The organism is Comamonadaceae bacterium M7527 (assembly GCA_021044545.1).
Lineage (GTDB): Bacteria > Pseudomonadota > Gammaproteobacteria > Burkholderiales > Burkholderiaceae_C > RS62.
In genome coordinates this window covers 1700233-1715396 of record CP087990.1, presented here as the reverse complement: position 1 = coordinate 1715396, position 15164 = coordinate 1700233, and the positions used below count along the sequence as shown (strand labels likewise).

Sequence of the window (15164 nt, the reverse complement as noted above, 5' to 3'; positions counted from 1 at the left end):
TAGACATCACGTAAGGCCTCAAGGCGCAGGTTTAATGAAAGTGAGTGTGACCTCGCCCAGGTGGATGCCGAACTTGGACATGGCCGTGCGGTTGATCATGATGCGTTCGTTGAGCAAGTACATCCAGTCGTCCATGGCCATTTCGTACACGGTGCCGTCTACGGGTAGCTGCAGGGTGTATTGCCACTGCATGGCGTAGCCGCGCACCGCGCCACTGGCTTCGCCCACCACGTCGTCAGCACTGCCGGTGACGCGCCCGTCGCTATGCTGGGTTAAACGCCAGACGCGGCGCTCAGTTGTGCCGTCATCGTAGGTAAACAATTCGTCGAGCACGCCGCTATTGCCTTGCCAGGTACCTGTCATGGCGACTTCAAATCGTTTGACCACTTGGCCGCTTCGGTCCTGGAACATGCCGTAGGCCATGACAGGTCCGTTGAAGTAGGTGCGCAAGTCCAGCTTGGGTTGCGTGTCTGCGTAGTCGTTGATATTGGCTGTGCTGCAAGCGCTTAGCAGCGCCACCAGACAAGCCAGCATCAGCAGCTTAAAGCTGTAGACCATGCGTTGACTCACGGTGAGTGAGGGGTTGTTAAGCGTGCGAGTTTGCATGAGTGAGTCCTTTCAGCCAGTAGTGCCACAGCGCAGTGGCGGCGATGATTTTCAAGACGCAGGGCAGTGCACCGTAAACCCAAGCCAAAGCTTCAGTGTTGTCACTGGTGCCGGGTACATAGCCAAGCCAACCCAGCAGCGGCAGTGACACGCCCGCAGCCAAGGCCAGATTGCCTTTGCTCACCACGTTCCACCAGCCAAAGTACTGACCGTCCTTGCGAGTGCCTTGCTCGGTAACGCCAAACGGCCTGTTAAGCCATTGTGCAAGCATGGCCTGCGGTATGCACAGATCCGCCCCCAAAGCCATACCGCTGCCCAGACATACCAGCGCAAACCACAAGGCATCACCCTCGCCCAAAGTCGCTGTTATGGCAAATGCGGCGGTGGCCATCAGCATGGCAATGCCCCAGGACTTGACCAAGCCAAACGTGGCCATAGCGCGTTGCCACAGCGGCATGCCCGCGCCTGCGGCGGCGAAATAAAGCAGCAAAAAAAAGCCCTCACTGCCGGCAGGTGCTCGCAAGCGGTCTTGCACAAAAAACAGCACCAAGGTGGCTGGTATGGCGCTGGCCATGCCGTTGATGACATGCACTGCCATGAGCTGCTTGAAAAATGCAGGGCGCTGTACAGGCGCATCGGCAAGCACCAGCAAGTGGCGCTGTGTCGCAGCGTTTGGCGGCGCATTGGTTGCCACTTCTTGCAGCGGGAGTTGGTGCTGAACCCGGTACCAGCCCGCCAGCGCCAGCACGACCAAGGCCAGCAGCGCCACTGTGGTGGCCTGTAAGCCTGCGATTGCTGGCAAGCTGGCACCAATGACCACGCCCAGCAAACCAAAGCCTTCGCGCCACGCGATGAGTGTGCGTTGCACTTGCGCGGTCTCAGCGCTTTCCTGTATGCGGCTAACCCATGTTTGCAGTGCAAGTGTCAGTAGGCTGTATGCGGCAGTACAAAGCGTTAGCATGACGCCTGCCCATAACAGCAGCTGCTGGCTGCTCCAGTGCGTTTGCGCGCTGAATACAGCCCAAAATCCCAATACCAGCACGGCAGTGCCGCCTAGCGCAACGCGCATGAGGTTGTGGGTGCGCAAGTGCTTGTCTAGCAAGCGGCCAATCAGTGGGTCGGTGACAGCGTCCAGTGCACGTACCAGTAACAGCAATGCGCCCAAGGCGGCAAGAGAGACGCCAAGTTCGGCGGCATAAAACTGTGGAAACAGCACATACAACGGCAACGCAGCAAACGCTAAAGGTGCCGCCATAAAGCCGTAGGCACTGGCTTGACGCCAGTCGTGCGCAGCACTCACGGCATGCCTAAGAGCTGATTGCGCAAGCTTGGTTCCGAGCTTTTCTCGTCCAGCCAAATGCCAAAGAATGCAGGCGCAAAAGCGGGGTCGTCGACTTCCCCCAAGCGCTTGCCGTTCAGCCAAAATACAGCGCGCTGGCCGGGTTGGTAAACGCCTGTAAGCTGATCGCCTTCCTGAACATCCGGGAACAGTCTGGTCATGGCGTCAAGCCAGGCGGCTGCTTGCATCGCTTGCCGCGGTGACACCACGCATTTCCTTGAGCGAACGCTCGGCAATGAGTTTGCCGTACAGGCTGCGCCCGTAAGTCAGCGCCAGGGCCAGGGGCGTTGTTGTGTAGTTGGCGGTGGTAATGGTTTGGCTTGCCCACAACTTGGCGTCGTACACATGCAGACCTAAAAAGCGCAAGCGCCCTTGGCCTTGTACCTTGAAGTCCGCGGCTACGCCGTTGCGTTCGGCCATGCTGGTGATGACAGTGTCTTGGGGCGTAGCAGCTTGTGCGGCGTGCGGGTAGGCCAGATAAGCGGCGAGCGCAAACGCGCTGGCCAAGGCCACGCGCCCGAGTGCCACGTGACACGGTGCGAACTTGCCGCCTTTAGTTGGGCAAGCGCAATGTGAATTGCATGACATCGGTATTGCCTTCTAAAAAAGCTGCTTCGCAGTAGCACAGGTAAAAAGACCATGTGCGTATGAACGCGGTGTCAAAGCCCAGTTTGCGCACGTCTTCTTGTTGCACAAATGCGGCATGCCACGCAGCCAATGTTGAGGCGTAGTCTTGGCCAAAGGCAAAGCTGTCAACCACCTCCAAACCAGCAGCTTGCGCTTGCTCTTTGAACTTGGCGGGGCTAGGCAAGCAGCCGCCGGGGAACACGTATTGTTGAATAAAGTCCGTGCCTTGTATGTAGCGGTCAAACAGGTTGTCGTCTATCACTATGGCTTGTATGCAGGCTTTACCGCCAGGTCGCAACGACTTGGCCATTGTTTGGAAATAGGTTGGCCAATAGGCCTGGCCCACGGCTTCTATCATTTCAATAGAGCACACGGCGTCGTACAGCTGGTGCTCGCCTGCGTTGTTGGTAGTGACATCTGGGCTGCGGTAATCTTGCAAGCGCAAGTCAGCTTTACTGGCGTTGGGCGTTTGTGCCAGGCGCGCATGGGCCCATGCCAGTTGCTCGTGTGACAGGGTCAGGCCAACCACTTCGGCGTCAAACTCGTTGGCGCCCATGTCAGCCAATGCGCCCCAGCCGCAGCCAATTTCCAAAACCCGCGAGCCTGATGTAACGCCAGCCATGTTGAGTGCGCGGCGCACTTTGGCGTTTTGTGCTTGGGTCAGCGTTTGACCAGGCTGTTCAAACAAGGCGCTGGAGTAGTTCATGCTGGGGTCTAACCACAGCTTGTAAAAGTCGTTGCCCAAGTCGTAATGGGCATGTATGTTTTTGCGACTATTGGCCTCGGTATTGCGTCGCATCCAGTGGCGCACCTGGTAGTAAAAGCGCCCTAGCCAGTTGCCAAAAATAGCGTCGTCTAGCGACTTGCGGTTTTGCAGCAAGACCTGCAGCAATTGGGTCAGGTTGGGGGTGTCCCAGTCTTGGGCAATAAAGGTTTCGGCAAAACCAATGTCGCCGCTTTTGAGCGCGGCGCTGAACATGTGCCAGTTGTTCAGCTGTATGTAGGCATGCGTGCCCGTGCCCACGCCAAAGTGCAGCTGTGACTGGTCTGGCAATGTGATGCTGAGCTGTCCGTGCGTCATACGCTGCAGCAGTTTGAACACCTGTTTGGCCGCGCGTGGCGCTTGCGCCGGGATGGTTGAGTGGGTGGTTGAATTCAAGCAAGTGGTCATGTGTGTGCGCTTTGCTGGGGGCTTTGGTTTTGTTTGTTGTTAGGTCGCGCCTGGGTCACGGCAACGGCGGGTGGCGTGGGTTTGTAGAAAAATGGTACACGCTTGCGCCACAGCGCAAACGCCTGCAGGTGAATACGCGCCATAACGGCCAGGGTCATTAGCGGGTAGCGCCACAAGGCCCGTCGTCTGCTAGCGCCAACCAGCGGCTGCAGCTGACCACTGACGCTGGTGAGCAAGGTGGGCGTGCGTTGCGCGCTAATGGCTTGGTCGTCGTAGGCAATGCGTGCCACGGTGTGGCTGGGATGGTGGTCACTCAGTGCGCTGTTGCGGTGCATGAAGGTGAATTGGTATTCGCCGCGTACTTCGCAAAACGGCGACACATGAAAGGCTTTGCCTGCCACTATGGGCGCGCCCAACTGCGCATGGGGCAGCACATACACGTGGCGCTCGCCAAAGGTGTTGTTGACTTCAGCCACCACGGCGCCAAGTTGCCCTGCCTCATCGTGGCAATACCAAAAGCTCACAGGTTTAAAGGTGTAGCCCCACACGCGCGGGTAGGTGTGCAGCCAAGCGTCACCCTTGCAATGCCCTAGCCCGTTGGCATCCAGCAGCGCGTCTAGCCACGCCAGTGCGTTGTCGCCCCCTTCGCCGTGGTCTTTGTCAAAAAATGACAAAGCACTCCAGCGGTTGCGTGGTAGCGCAGTTACGCCCTGTTTGGGCAAGCTGCGCATGTTGAGCCAAATGAAAAAGTTACGGTACACAAAGGCGTGTGGGCTTGGCCTTGAGCGCTTGTGGCGCACTTGCCCAAAGCCAATCAGCGCAGCGTGCCGCTCAGGCATGGGCCTTGCTGCCTGCAAGCTGCTCGCGTAACAGCTGCGCCACCTTGATGCCTGATTTCAGGCCGTCTTCGTGAAAGCCGTAGCCTGTCCAAGCGCCGCAGTAATAAGTGCAGTGTTGACCTTGAATGTGGGCGAGCTGCTGTTGCGCGGCCACCGCCTGGGCGTCAAATACGGGGTGTGCGTAGTGGTAGGTGCCCAATACGTGCTCAGGTGCAATGGGCTTGATGGGGTTTAGGGATACCACCACGGCTTTCTTGAAAGGCAAGGGTTGCAATTGGTTGATGAGGTAGTGCAAGCACACGTGCTCGTCTTCGTCTTGCGTGGTCGGTGCTCGCTCGTAGTTCCACGCTGACCATGCGCTGCGGGCAACAGGCAGTTGCGACTCATCCGTGTGTAGCACTGCCACATTGGGCTGAAAACCAATGGCGCTCAATATGTCCTGCTCTTGAGCATGCGGGGCGCTGAGTAGTTTTAGGCTTTGGTCGCTGTGGCAAGCCATCACCACATAGTCAAAGTGCTCGGTAATCTCTGACGTGGCGTTGGGGTTTGTGTAGCTGATGTCTACGCCTGCGCCACCATCCAGGCGGTGTACTTTGGTCACTGGGGTGTTGAGCTTGCAGTCATCGAGCTTGGCCACCATGGCTTGCACATACTGGCGCGCACCACCGGCGACTGTGTACCAGGCAGGGCGGTTGGCGACTTGGATCAGGCCGTGGTTGTCACAAAACTGCACCAAAGTGGCCACCGGAAACGCCAGCATTTGCTGGGTTGGGCAACTCCAGATACTACCCAGCATGGGCAGCAAGTACCAGTCAATAAATGGCTTGGAAAACCCATGCGTTGTCAAAAATGCGCCCAAGCTGACAGACGTGTCCAGCGGCGTGCTTGCCATGCGCTTGGCCAGTTTGTTGAAGCGCAGTATGTCCAGCACCATGCGCCAAAAGCTGGGTCGTAGCAAGTTGATGGGCTGACAAAACAGACTGGTCAGGCTGGTGCCGCTCCATTCAAGGGCATTTTGGCCTAGCCCGCCCTGCCCTGGTACTTGCACTGAAAAAGACATGTCTGACTTGGCCAGTGGCATGTTCAGTTCGGCAAACAACTTGAGCAACGCCGGGTAGGTGCGTTCGTTGAGCACCAGAAAGCCAGTGTCTACGCCGACTGTGTCCTGTTGCCCGTTGGCAGTGGGCAGGGTGACGTCAACCGTATTGGTATGACCACCAAAATAGTCGCCTGCCTCAAAGACCGTGATGTGAGCGACATCACGCAAGTGGTAAGCCGCAGACAAGCCGGCAATGCCGGAGCCAACCACGGCAATGTTTGGACGCCGCTGCGTGGTGCTGGGTGAGGCGTTTGTGGGTAAGGCGGTCATTGTTAAAAAATAGGGGTTGAAACTTTATTGTCGTAGACAATTGTGGCAATTTGTCATTGTATGGGCGGGCACTTACCGGTAATTACTGGGCTGCTAGCCAGTTGCGAGAATTGGTGGCATACTTTGTCCTAGACAACATGACCAATGCTTTACACACTATTGCCGAAGTCGCCCTGGACACCGGCATACAAAAAGACACGCTGCGCGTTTGGGAGCGCCGTTACGGCTTTCCCGTGCCTCAGCGTGGCGACGGCGATGAACGCAGCTATGACGATGAGCAATTGGCACGTTTGCGGTTAATCAAGCGACTTTTGGACGCGGGTATGCGGGCGGGCCAGGTGGTGTCAAAGCCACTGGATGATCTTAACGAGTTGGTGCAAAGCAAAGCACAAACAGCGGTCGCTGATGTGGTAACCGTCAACGCCGCCATAGACCCCTTGTTAGAGCTGTTGTTCCAACACGCGCGCAAGCGGTTGCACGACAGTTTAATGGTGCACGTACAAACAATGGGTTTGTCGCAGGCCATTGAAGACATTATTTCGCCCATGGCTGCACGTGTGGGCGAGCGCTGGATGCGCGGTGAGCTGGCCATTTACGAAGAGCACTTGTTTACTGCGGTGGTGCAAAGCGTGTTGCTGCAAGGCATGGCGCAGTTGCCGTTGCAAGGCGCTGGTGGGCGCCCCAAAGTGCTGCTCACCACGCTCAACAATGAACCACACGCGCTGGGCTTGCTGATGGCCGAGTGCATGTTCGCCCAAATGGGCTGTGACCGCATTTCCCTGGGCCCCAAAACGCCTGTGCCTGATTTGGCCGCTGCTGCGCGCATCATGCACGCAGACATCGTGGCGCTGAGCTTTAGCAGCCACTCATCGCCTAAAGAAGCGCATGCCGCTATCACCCAGCTGCGCGAGCAATTGCCTGGTCACATCGCCATTTGGGCGGGTGGCAGTACGGCCACCTTGCGCTTGGTCAGTGGCGGTAAAGCTGCCACAGTGTTTGGCAGTGCGCGCGACTTGCTCAGTGCCATCACGCAGTGGCGCGCTGCCCGGCAAGCTGTACGCGCGCAGCCGTGAGCGCCGCAGGGGCATTGCTGGTGGCCGCGCCACCAATGCCTGCTTTGCCTAAAATACGTTTTTATAGTTGGTGGCACAAACGTATTTGAGGAGACCGCATGCTCTACCCAGAACTGTTTAAGCAGCTAGAGGCTGTTCGTTGGGACATGGATAAAGATATTCCATGGGACCAATTTGACGGCAACGCGCTGACAGATGAGCAGGCGCAAACCATCAAGATGAATGCCATCACCGAATGGGCGGCCTTGCCTGCCACAGAGATGTTTTTGCGTGACAACCGTGACGACTCTGATTTTTCAGCGTTTATGTCGATTTGGTTTTTTGAGGAGCAAAAGCACTCACTGGTCCTGATGGAGTACTTGCGCCGCTTCCGCCCTGACGTGGCGCCCACAGAGCAAGAGTTGCATGAAGTGCGCTTTGACTTTGACCCCGCGCCGCCACTAGAGACCTTGATGTTGCACTTTTGCGGCGAAATTCGTCTCAACCACTGGTACCGCCGCGCGTCCGAATGGCATGACGAGCCGGTGATCAAGCACATCTACAGCACGCTGAGCAAAGACGAGGCGCGTCACGGCGGTGCTTACTTGCGCTACATGAAGCGCGCTATCAACACATTTGGTAACGAGGCGCGTTTGTCGTTTGCCAAAGTAGGCGTGCTGATGGCCAGCGCCAGGCGCACAGCTCAGGCTTTGCACCCTACCAATTTGCACGTTAACCAAACCTTGTTTCCGCGTGACACCGTGCAAAGCCGCCTGCCCAACCCTGAGTGGCTGGAGCACTGGTTGGACAAGCAAATCAACTTTGACGCCGCTTGGGAGACCAAGGTGGTGGAGCGCATTTTGCACAACATGAGTTTGCTCATGGAGCGCAGCTTCAAGTCTGTGCAAGAGCTCAACCGCTTTCGCAAAGAGCTGTTGTTGGCACCCGCTACTGTGGCCACCTGACAGCGCAACACGCGGGCTTGTGTGCCTCCTTCCGTTAATGCGCTTGCATCACGTAGCGCCACAAGTCCAGCACCGCCTCGCGGTGGTGAGCCACCTCAACCGGTGTGACTTGCGTAGGCGCCTCGTCTAAGCGTGCCTTGTGCTGCATGTGGCGCATGGCACGGTAAGCGTCAGCGGCGGCGTCGCTGATGGCTTCGGGTATCAAGTCGCACTCTTTGGCAATGCGCAGCAGCTTGATATTGCCCAGGTTGGGCAGCAGCTGTGCATGAGCATGGGCTTTGGCCAGTAGCAGATACTGCATGACAAACTCCACGTCCACCATGCCACCGGGGCTGTGTTTGAGGTCAAACATGTCGCTGGCCACGCGGTGGGCCTCTCGCACTTTCTCGCGCATGGTGGTGATCTCTACCAGTAAGTCCCCCTCATCACGCGGCGACACCATCACCGAGTGGCGCACAGCCTCAAACTTGGCTGCCAGCTCAGGGCTGCCCATGGCGCAGCGTGCTCGCGTAATGGCCTGGTGTTCCCAGGTCCACGCGGTGTTGCTGCCCCGACGCTCCTGGTAGTCGGCAAAGGCGGCAAAGCGCGTTACCAGCAGGCCAGAGTTGCCGTTGGGGCGCAACGCCGTGTCAATTTCAAACAAGTCGCCTTCGGCGGTTTTGACGGTGAGCCAGTTGATGAGCTTGCGCACCAGGGCGGCGTACATTTCCGGCGCGGCATCGTGGTCGTCGTCAAACACAAATACGATGTCCAAGTCACTGCCATAGCCTAGCTCTTTGCCACCCAATTTGCCATAGGCAATGATGGCCAGTGCAGGCTCTTCGCGGTGTGTGCCTTTCAAGCGCTGCCAGCACCAACGTGTGGTGATGCGCAACACGGCGTCTGCCAATGCACTCAAATCGTCAGCTACCAATTCCACGCTGAGCTTGCCTTCAACGTCGCGCGCCAGCGTTCTAAACACCTCGCTGTGATGGGCGCGGCGCAGCAGGTTGAGCAGCTCCTCGTCGTCGTCTTCGCCTGTTGTTTGCAGGGCAAACCGCCTGGCCTCAAGCTCGGCTTCAAACTGCACGGGGTCAAAGCGCTCGTCGAGCAGCGCCGGGTTGGCCAGCTCATCCATTACGCCCGGGTGTTGTATCAGGTAGCGCGCAGGCCATTTGGCCGCGCCCAACAAGCGCAGCAAGCGTTCGTGTACGGCTGGGCGCTCTTGCAGCAGCGCCAAATAGCTGTCACGGCGCAGCATGGGCTCCATCCAGTCGGCCAAACGCAGCGCGCCAATTTCGGTGGTGCGTTCGGCTTCCAGCCAGGCGCCTGTGCGCTGCACCAAACGTGCCAGACGTGTGCGCGTGTCTTCGCGCAGGGCTAGCACGCGCGGGTGGGTTTGCCACTGAGCAATACGGGCTTTAAACGCGCCTTCCAGCTCTTCAATAGCCGACTCCAGGTCGTCAGCGTCGTGCACTGTTTTTTTGCAGTTGGTGCATTCACTCTTGCCGCCCAACAAGATATCAAACTCTTGCGCCACCACCTCGCGGTGGCTGTCCAGCGCATGCAAAAAAGCACAGGTATTTTGAAAGCCAAGGCTGGCGGCCATCCAGGCCAGGTCGGCGTCTTGTGTGGGCAGTTGGTGGGTTTGCTGGTCGTCCAGGTACTGGATACGGTTTCCACCCGGCGCAAAAACACGTAGGCTGCAGCCAGCATGTCGGCTTTTTCAGGCGCCATCAAGCCAGCCGCCGTTAGTCGCTTGAGTGCGCTCAGCGTGGGCCTTTTGCGCAACTCCGGAAACTGGCCGCCGCGCACCACTTGCAGCAGCTGTACGGTGAACTCCACCTCACGTATGCCGCCCCGCGACAGTTTGACGTCATTGGCGCGTTCAGGGTGCCCGCTGGCGCGCTTGGCCGCATGTTCTCTGATTTGCCTGTGCAGTTTGCGCAAGGCATCAAACACGCTGTAATCGAGGTAGCGCCTAAACACAAAGGGCAGTACCGTACCGCGCAAGGCTTGGGCTGAGCCATTGGCAACAAGGGCGCTGGGTGCCACCACGCGGCTTTTAAGCCATGCAAAACGCTCCCATTCGCGTCCTTGTATCAAGAAATATTCTTCCAGCGCATCGATAGACAATGCGGCTGGACCCACGCTGCCGTTGGGCCGCAGCGCCAAGTCCCCCTGAACACAAAGCCGTGCTCGGTGGTTTCACCCACCAGCTGGTACATACGCTTAACCACTTTGCCAAAAAATTCGTGGTTGCTGATGCGCTGCAGACCGCGCTCGTTACCGGTGGTTTCACCGTCGCAGTCGTATACGTAAATCAAGTCAATGTCGCTGGACACATTGAGCTCGCGCGCACCCAGTTTGCCCATGCCGATCACCCACATGTTGGCGGCTTGGCCGTTGCGGGCATCCGGGCTCACCGCTATCGGGTTGCCGTGTCGCTCGCTAAGTTCCTTGCTGGCTTGGGTGATCGCGTGGTCTAGCGCAAACTCGGCCAGCGCGGTAACGCCGTGGGTCACCACGTCTAATGGCGCTTGTTGCTCACAGTCCAGCACCACCAAGCGCTCTACCACCAGTTGGCGCAGTACGCGCAGGGCTTGGCCCAGATCAAGCCCTGTGGTCAGCAATTGGTCCAAGCAGCTTTGCATGGCCACTTTATCTGGTGCGCCGGGCCGCAGCATGGCGAGTTGGCCCTCATAGCGCCTGCGTATGCGCTGCACAAAACGTGAGTGGTTGGCCAAGTTGCCAAGCGTATTTAATGTGTCTGTCTGTGGGACGCCCGAAGTGGCGGTCATAATTTGAATCCATGCAAGCCGCCACCCCAGCCCAAACATCTCAGCCACGCCTTGTGCGCGCGGTGCTGAAGTGGCTGCTGATTGCCTTGCTTGCAGCTTGGACAGTGGTGGCCAGCGCCTATTTGCTGATACACGCGGTCATTGTGCCGCGAATTGAACTTTGGCGCACAGACGTAGAGCAACAGCTGAGCGAGACGCTGGGCGCACCTGTGCGTATTGGTGTGCTGAGCGCCAAGGCCAGCCAATGGACGTCGCACTTTGAAGTGCGCGACGTGCAAGTGGGCGCAGAGGGAGTGGACGCTGCGGTGTTTATTCCGGCTATTCAGGCCAGTTTGAGCATGCGCGGCTTGTGGCGTCTAGAGTTTGACCAAGTGCAAGTCACCAGTCCCAGCGTGCAGGTACAACGCCATCCAGATGGCAGCTGGCACATTGGCCCCATTGCGCTGGCCGCGGGCACCTTTGCGCAAGTACCAGCTTGGCAAGATTGGCTGTTTGACCAGCCGGAGTTGTTGGTGCGCGACGCGCGCATCAGCCTGCAAGACGACATGGACGGCGTAGGCCCTTCTGAGCGTTGGGTGGTTCAAAACGTAGACGTCGCCTTGCGCAGCGGCGTGCGCAGCCATGCCATGCGCATAGACCTCACACCGCCAGCGCATGTGGGGCAGCGCTTGTCGGTGCAAGCCCAGTTTGATTCACCACTATTTAGCATGCATGGCAGTGATTGGCGTCAGTGGCAAGGCGTGGCCTACGGCCAATGGCCGCAGTTGGATGCGGCGGCCTTGCATGCGGTCGTTCAGCGGTTTGCGCCCAGCGTGGCAGACAAGATTCGGCTGGATGCTGCACAAGCGGCTTGGCGCGGCTGGTTAGACTTTGAGCGCGGTGCCACCTTAAAAGCCTTTACCAGCGATGTGGTGCTAACCGACGTAGCCGCTGCATGGATGCCTGACAAGTCAGCGTTAAAGCCCATGCTGTTCAAGCGCTTGCAAGCGCGACTCGACTTGCGCCAGCAGATGGCCGCAAGCGCCGTCAATGCAACGTCACCGGATGGGCGTCAGTGGGCCATCAGCCTAGATGACATGGCCTTTGAAACCCAGCAAGGTGTGCGCTGGGATGGCGCACAGCTAGACGTGGCCTGGCCGGCTCGCAATACAGACCAAAGCGCCGTGCGGCTGGCGAACATCAACTTAGATGTGCTGCGCCAGCTGTCCGATAGCTTGCCACTGCCTGCAGCGCTGCGCTCTGAGCTGGGCGCTTGGCGGCCCACTGGCTATATCAATGAGTTGCAACTAGATTGGCAAGGCAGCCTAGACAAGCCTCGGCAGTGGCACACCAGTGGCAGTGCCACCGAGTTGGGCTGGGCGCCGGGGCAGCTGCGCGCAATGCGGGCGACAAAGACCTGGCACGACCTGGCGCACAGGGCGTGGGTGTGCAGTGGCGTGGCAGTGCTGAGGGTGGTAGCGCGCAGGTGTCTGTCACCCGAGGCCAGCTCACGCTGCCTGGCGTGTGGCAAGCACCCACGGTGGCTTTGCCCAGTTTGCAGGCCAACGTGGTGTGGTCTGCACCAGGCCACGTGTTGGCGACGCAAGACGCGCCGGCGGCTTGGACGGCCAATGACTGGCAGCAGCTGTGGCGGGTTGCTTTTGACAACGTACAAATCACCACACCAGACGGGCAGGTCAGTGCGTCTGGCGTGTGGGCCCAAGACCCTGGGCAAGTCAGCACCAATGCGGCGGGCTACTTGCGCCTAGACGCTGGCGTGAACCTGTTGGCTGTTAATAAATTGGCGCGTTACTTGCCGCGCTCTATGGACGCAGACGCCATGTCGTTTGTGCAAAGCCGCTTGAGTGCAGGCACGCTAAGCCAAGTCAAGGTGCACATAGACAGCCACCTAGACGACGCGTTGTGGAGCGGGGGCGCACAGCGCTTTGGCGTGACGGCGCAGGCCAGCGGCGTTGATTTGGACTACGCAGGCGGCTGGGGCCCCGAGCAGACTTGGCCGGCAGTGGGCAACATGTCTGGGCAATTTGCCATGAGTGGCAACAACATAGACATCAGCAACGTGACCGGGCGCTTGCGCGATGCGCCGCAGGTGGTGGTGAGCCAAGCGCGGGTGCAGCTGCGAGACATGGGCAACAACGGCCAATTGTTGGTGGAGGCGCAAGCCAGCGGGCCCCTACCCACTTGGCTGGCACAACTCAGCGCCACGCCAGTGGCGCGTTGGAGTGACGGTTTGATGCAAGACTGGCGCGGCCAAGGCGACGCCACGCTAGCCCTCACTATTGAGACGCCTTTGGCCAACCCCAATGACCTGCGTGTGCGTGGCGAAGTGGGCTTGCAAGACACAAGCTTGACCTTGTGGCCCGGCGTGCCTGCGCTGCAAAACGCCAATGCCCGCGTGCGCTTTGACAACAACAGCGTGACCGTTGACCAAGTGCGCGCACAGTGGTTGGGCAGCCCGCTGAATGCAGACCTGCGCTGGTCGTCTGGCGTTGCGGACTCAGCGGGTGAGTTGGTCATCAACGTCAATGGCAGGCTCAATGCCAACGCGGTGGCGCAAACGCCATCGCTGGGTACGGCGGCGATGTTGGCGCAGCGCGCCAGCGGCAGCACGGCCTTTGAAGCGTCCGCGCGCAGCACGACTGATGGCTTAGCTTGGCAGTTGCGTGCGCCACTGACCAATCTGCGTTTGGATTTGCCGCAGCCTTTGAACAAAGCCAGCGGGCAAACCTGGCCGCTTGCTGTGTCGGTAACACCGCTACCTGCCGCCCAGCGCGCACCCGGCATGGCCAGTGCCCAAGACATTGTGCTGAGCGTTGGCCCCAGTGGCGCACCCGTGGTGCACGCCCACTATGTGCGTGAATTCGCGCAGGCGCTGATGCCAGTGTCTCGCACAACGGCGCCGTCCATGATTCGTGGCGCATTGGGCTTGGGGCAATTTGATGTTGCTGGCCTTGGCCTGCCAGACCAGGGCGTGCTGGCAGATATACGTTTGGCCAACTTCAATGTGGATGACTGGCAGCAAGTGCTGTTAGCCACCAGTAGGCAAACGGGCATGAGCACCATGAGCGATGGTCGAGACGACGCTGAAACGGTGTCCAAGATGTCGATGGCGCTGCCCGATAAAGCATCTGCGGAGCTGTTGCGCGCCTACTTACCCACGACCATGGTGGCTCAGGCCTTGTCGTTGACGACGCAGGGGCGCAGCTTTAACAACGTGGTCTTGGGCGGCGCGCGGGTCGGGCCTTTGTGGCGCGCCAACGTGCGTGCGGACGAGCTCAATGGCTACTTGCAATACCGTGAGTCTGACGCCCAAGACGGTGGCGCCGGTAACCTGTACGCGCGCCTGGCCATGCTGCATTTGGCCAAGCAAGAAACCCAAGATATTGTGCAAATGCTGGCCGAGCAGCCGCGTGCCATGCCTGCCTTAGACGTGGTGGTGCAGTCCTTGAATTTAGACGGGCGCGACTTAGGACGCCTGGAGTTGCAAGCTTTTAACCGTGTGGTGGCACGCGTACCTGGCCAGCGCGCCAACGAGTGGCGACTGAACCGTTTGTGGTTAGACGTGCCCGAAGCCAGCTTACGCGCCAACGGCCAATGGGCACCTGTGCTACCCGACGACACCGCCGAATTTGACGCCAATAAGCGGCGTACGTTTCTAGACTTCGAGTTAGAGCTGCGCGATAGTGGCGAGTTGTTGTCACGTTTTGGCATGCCTGGTGTGGTGCGGGGCTCTGCGGGCACGGTCAAAGGCCAGGTGGCTTGGCTGGGTGCCCCCACCAACTTTGACACCACCACACTGAACGGCGGCTTAGACCTTAGCGTGGCCAGCGGTCAGTTCTTAAAAGCAGACCCCGGCATTGCCAGGCTCATTGGTGTGCTCAGTTTGCAGTCGTTACCTAGACGGCTGTTGCTTGACTTCAGAGACGTATTTTTAGAAGGCTTTGCATTTGATAGCGTCACGGGCAACGCGCGCATCACGAACGGCTTGGTGCAAACCAACAACTTGCAAATGGCAGGCGTCAATGCCACGGTGTTGATGGAGGGACAAGCTTCCATGGTGGACGAGACGCAAGCGTTGCAAGTGGTGGTGGTGCCCAAGGTCGATGCAGGCACCTTGTCGCTTCTTGCCGCGTCTGCCAATCCTGTTGTCGGCGTAGCGACTTACTTCCTGGAGCGTGTCTTTGGCGACGCTATCAATACGGCCAATACCAAGGCGTTTCAGGTCACTGGTAGTTGGCTAGACCCACAAGTACAAGAGGTTAAGCTAACGCCGCGAGATGGCAAAGCGCCTGTGCAAACCGTTGATGTTCCTGAGCCCGCAGCGCAGGCTGTCAAGCAGCCAGGCGCTGGCGCTGCTACCGTATCCACTCAACCTGAGGTCGAAAAGCCAGCAGCTGGCCAGTGAGCCAATCGTGT

Annotated in this window: 11 protein-coding genes and 1 pseudogene; 4 read left to right on the top strand and 8 right to left on the bottom strand. The window is 58.8% G+C overall.

What is annotated here, in order from left to right:
* Positions 1 to 18: 18 nt before the first annotated feature.
* The 7 genes from LN050_08305 to LN050_08275 are packed head-to-tail and all read right to left on the bottom strand — an operon-like array spanning position 19 to position 5951.
* Positions 19 to 534, bottom strand: a complete 516-nt coding sequence (locus LN050_08305) for a DUF3833 domain-containing protein (GenBank protein UFS57369.1) — start codon at positions 532 to 534, stop codon at positions 19 to 21.
* A gap of 52 nt (positions 535 to 586) precedes the next feature.
* Positions 587 to 1906: an MFS transporter gene (locus LN050_08300; protein UFS55788.1), complete on the bottom strand. Its 1320-nt coding sequence runs from the start codon at positions 1904 to 1906 to the stop codon at positions 587 to 589.
* Positions 1903 to 2106, bottom strand: coding sequence for a chalcone isomerase family protein (locus LN050_08295; protein ID UFS55787.1), 204 nt, complete (start codon positions 2104 to 2106; stop codon positions 1903 to 1905). The genes LN050_08300 and LN050_08295 overlap by 4 nt, the downstream gene beginning before the upstream one ends.
* Positions 2107 to 2110: 4 nt before the next feature.
* Positions 2111 to 2473: a hypothetical protein gene (locus LN050_08290; GenBank protein ID UFS55786.1), complete on the bottom strand. Its 363-nt coding sequence runs from the start codon at positions 2471 to 2473 to the stop codon at positions 2111 to 2113.
* Positions 2474 to 2498: 25 nt separating this feature from the next.
* Positions 2499 to 3731, bottom strand: a complete 1233-nt coding sequence (locus LN050_08285) for a cyclopropane-fatty-acyl-phospholipid synthase family protein (GenBank protein UFS55785.1) — start codon at positions 3729 to 3731, stop codon at positions 2499 to 2501.
* Positions 3732 to 3739: 8 nt separating this feature from the next.
* Positions 3740 to 4582 (bottom strand): DUF1365 domain-containing protein, encoded by an 843-nt coding sequence (locus LN050_08280; GenBank protein ID UFS55784.1) that lies wholly within the window; start codon positions 4580 to 4582, stop codon positions 3740 to 3742.
* Positions 4575 to 5951 (bottom strand): FAD-dependent oxidoreductase, encoded by a 1377-nt coding sequence (locus LN050_08275; GenBank protein ID UFS55783.1) that lies wholly within the window; start codon positions 5949 to 5951, stop codon positions 4575 to 4577. The genes LN050_08280 and LN050_08275 overlap by 8 nt, the downstream gene beginning before the upstream one ends.
* Positions 5952 to 6088: 137 nt before the next feature.
* Here LN050_08275 and LN050_08270 point away from each other — a divergent pair, with 137 nt between their 5' ends.
* Together LN050_08270 and LN050_08265 are read left to right on the top strand one after the other, a co-directional pair.
* Positions 6089 to 7024, top strand: coding sequence for a MerR family transcriptional regulator (locus LN050_08270; GenBank protein UFS55782.1), 936 nt, complete (start codon positions 6089 to 6091; stop codon positions 7022 to 7024).
* Between the two features lie 98 nt (positions 7025 to 7122).
* The gene (locus LN050_08265; GenBank protein ID UFS55781.1) at positions 7123 to 7968 is read left to right on the top strand and encodes a ferritin-like domain-containing protein; all 846 of its coding nucleotides are present in this window, start codon (positions 7123 to 7125) and stop codon (positions 7966 to 7968) included.
* Between the two features lie 34 nt (positions 7969 to 8002).
* Here LN050_08265 and glnE read toward each other — a convergent pair.
* Positions 8003 to 10748: pseudogene (gene glnE, locus LN050_08260) on the bottom strand (bifunctional [glutamate--ammonia ligase]-adenylyl-L-tyrosine phosphorylase/[glutamate--ammonia-ligase] adenylyltransferase).
* Positions 10749 to 10759: 11 nt separating this feature from the next.
* Between glnE and LN050_08255 the strand changes: the two are divergent.
* Positions 10760 to 12496 carry a hypothetical protein gene (locus tag LN050_08255; protein ID UFS55780.1) on the top strand — a complete coding sequence of 579 codons (1737 nt, stop codon included), beginning with the start codon at positions 10760 to 10762 and terminating at the stop codon, positions 12494 to 12496.
* A gap of 71 nt (positions 12497 to 12567) precedes the next feature.
* Positions 12568 to 15153 carry a hypothetical protein gene (locus tag LN050_08250; GenBank protein ID UFS57368.1) on the top strand — a complete coding sequence of 862 codons (2586 nt, stop codon included), beginning with the start codon at positions 12568 to 12570 and terminating at the stop codon, positions 15151 to 15153.
* Positions 15154 to 15164 lie beyond the last annotated feature (11 nt).

Coding starts and splice junctions, on each gene's coding strand:
- LN050_08305 (UFS57369.1), bottom strand. CDS start 534: ATGCTGGCTTGTCTGGTGGCGCTGCTAAGCGCTTGCAGCACAGCCAAT.
- LN050_08295 (UFS55787.1), bottom strand. CDS start 2,106: ATGACCAGACTGTTCCCGGATGTTCAGGAAGGCGATCAGCTTACAGGC.
- LN050_08280 (UFS55784.1), bottom strand. CDS start 4,582: ATGCCTGAGCGGCACGCTGCGCTGATTGGCTTTGGGCAAGTGCGCCAC.
- LN050_08275 (UFS55783.1), bottom strand. CDS start 5,951: ATGACCGCCTTACCCACAAACGCCTCACCCAGCACCACGCAGCGGCGT.
- LN050_08270 (UFS55782.1), top strand. CDS start 6,089: ATGACCAATGCTTTACACACTATTGCCGAAGTCGCCCTGGACACCGGC.
- LN050_08265 (UFS55781.1), top strand. CDS start 7,123: ATGCTCTACCCAGAACTGTTTAAGCAGCTAGAGGCTGTTCGTTGGGAC.
- LN050_08255 (UFS55780.1), top strand. CDS start 10,760: ATGCAAGCCGCCACCCCAGCCCAAACATCTCAGCCACGCCTTGTGCGC.
- LN050_08250 (UFS57368.1), top strand. CDS start 12,568: ATGTCGTTTGTGCAAAGCCGCTTGAGTGCAGGCACGCTAAGCCAAGTC.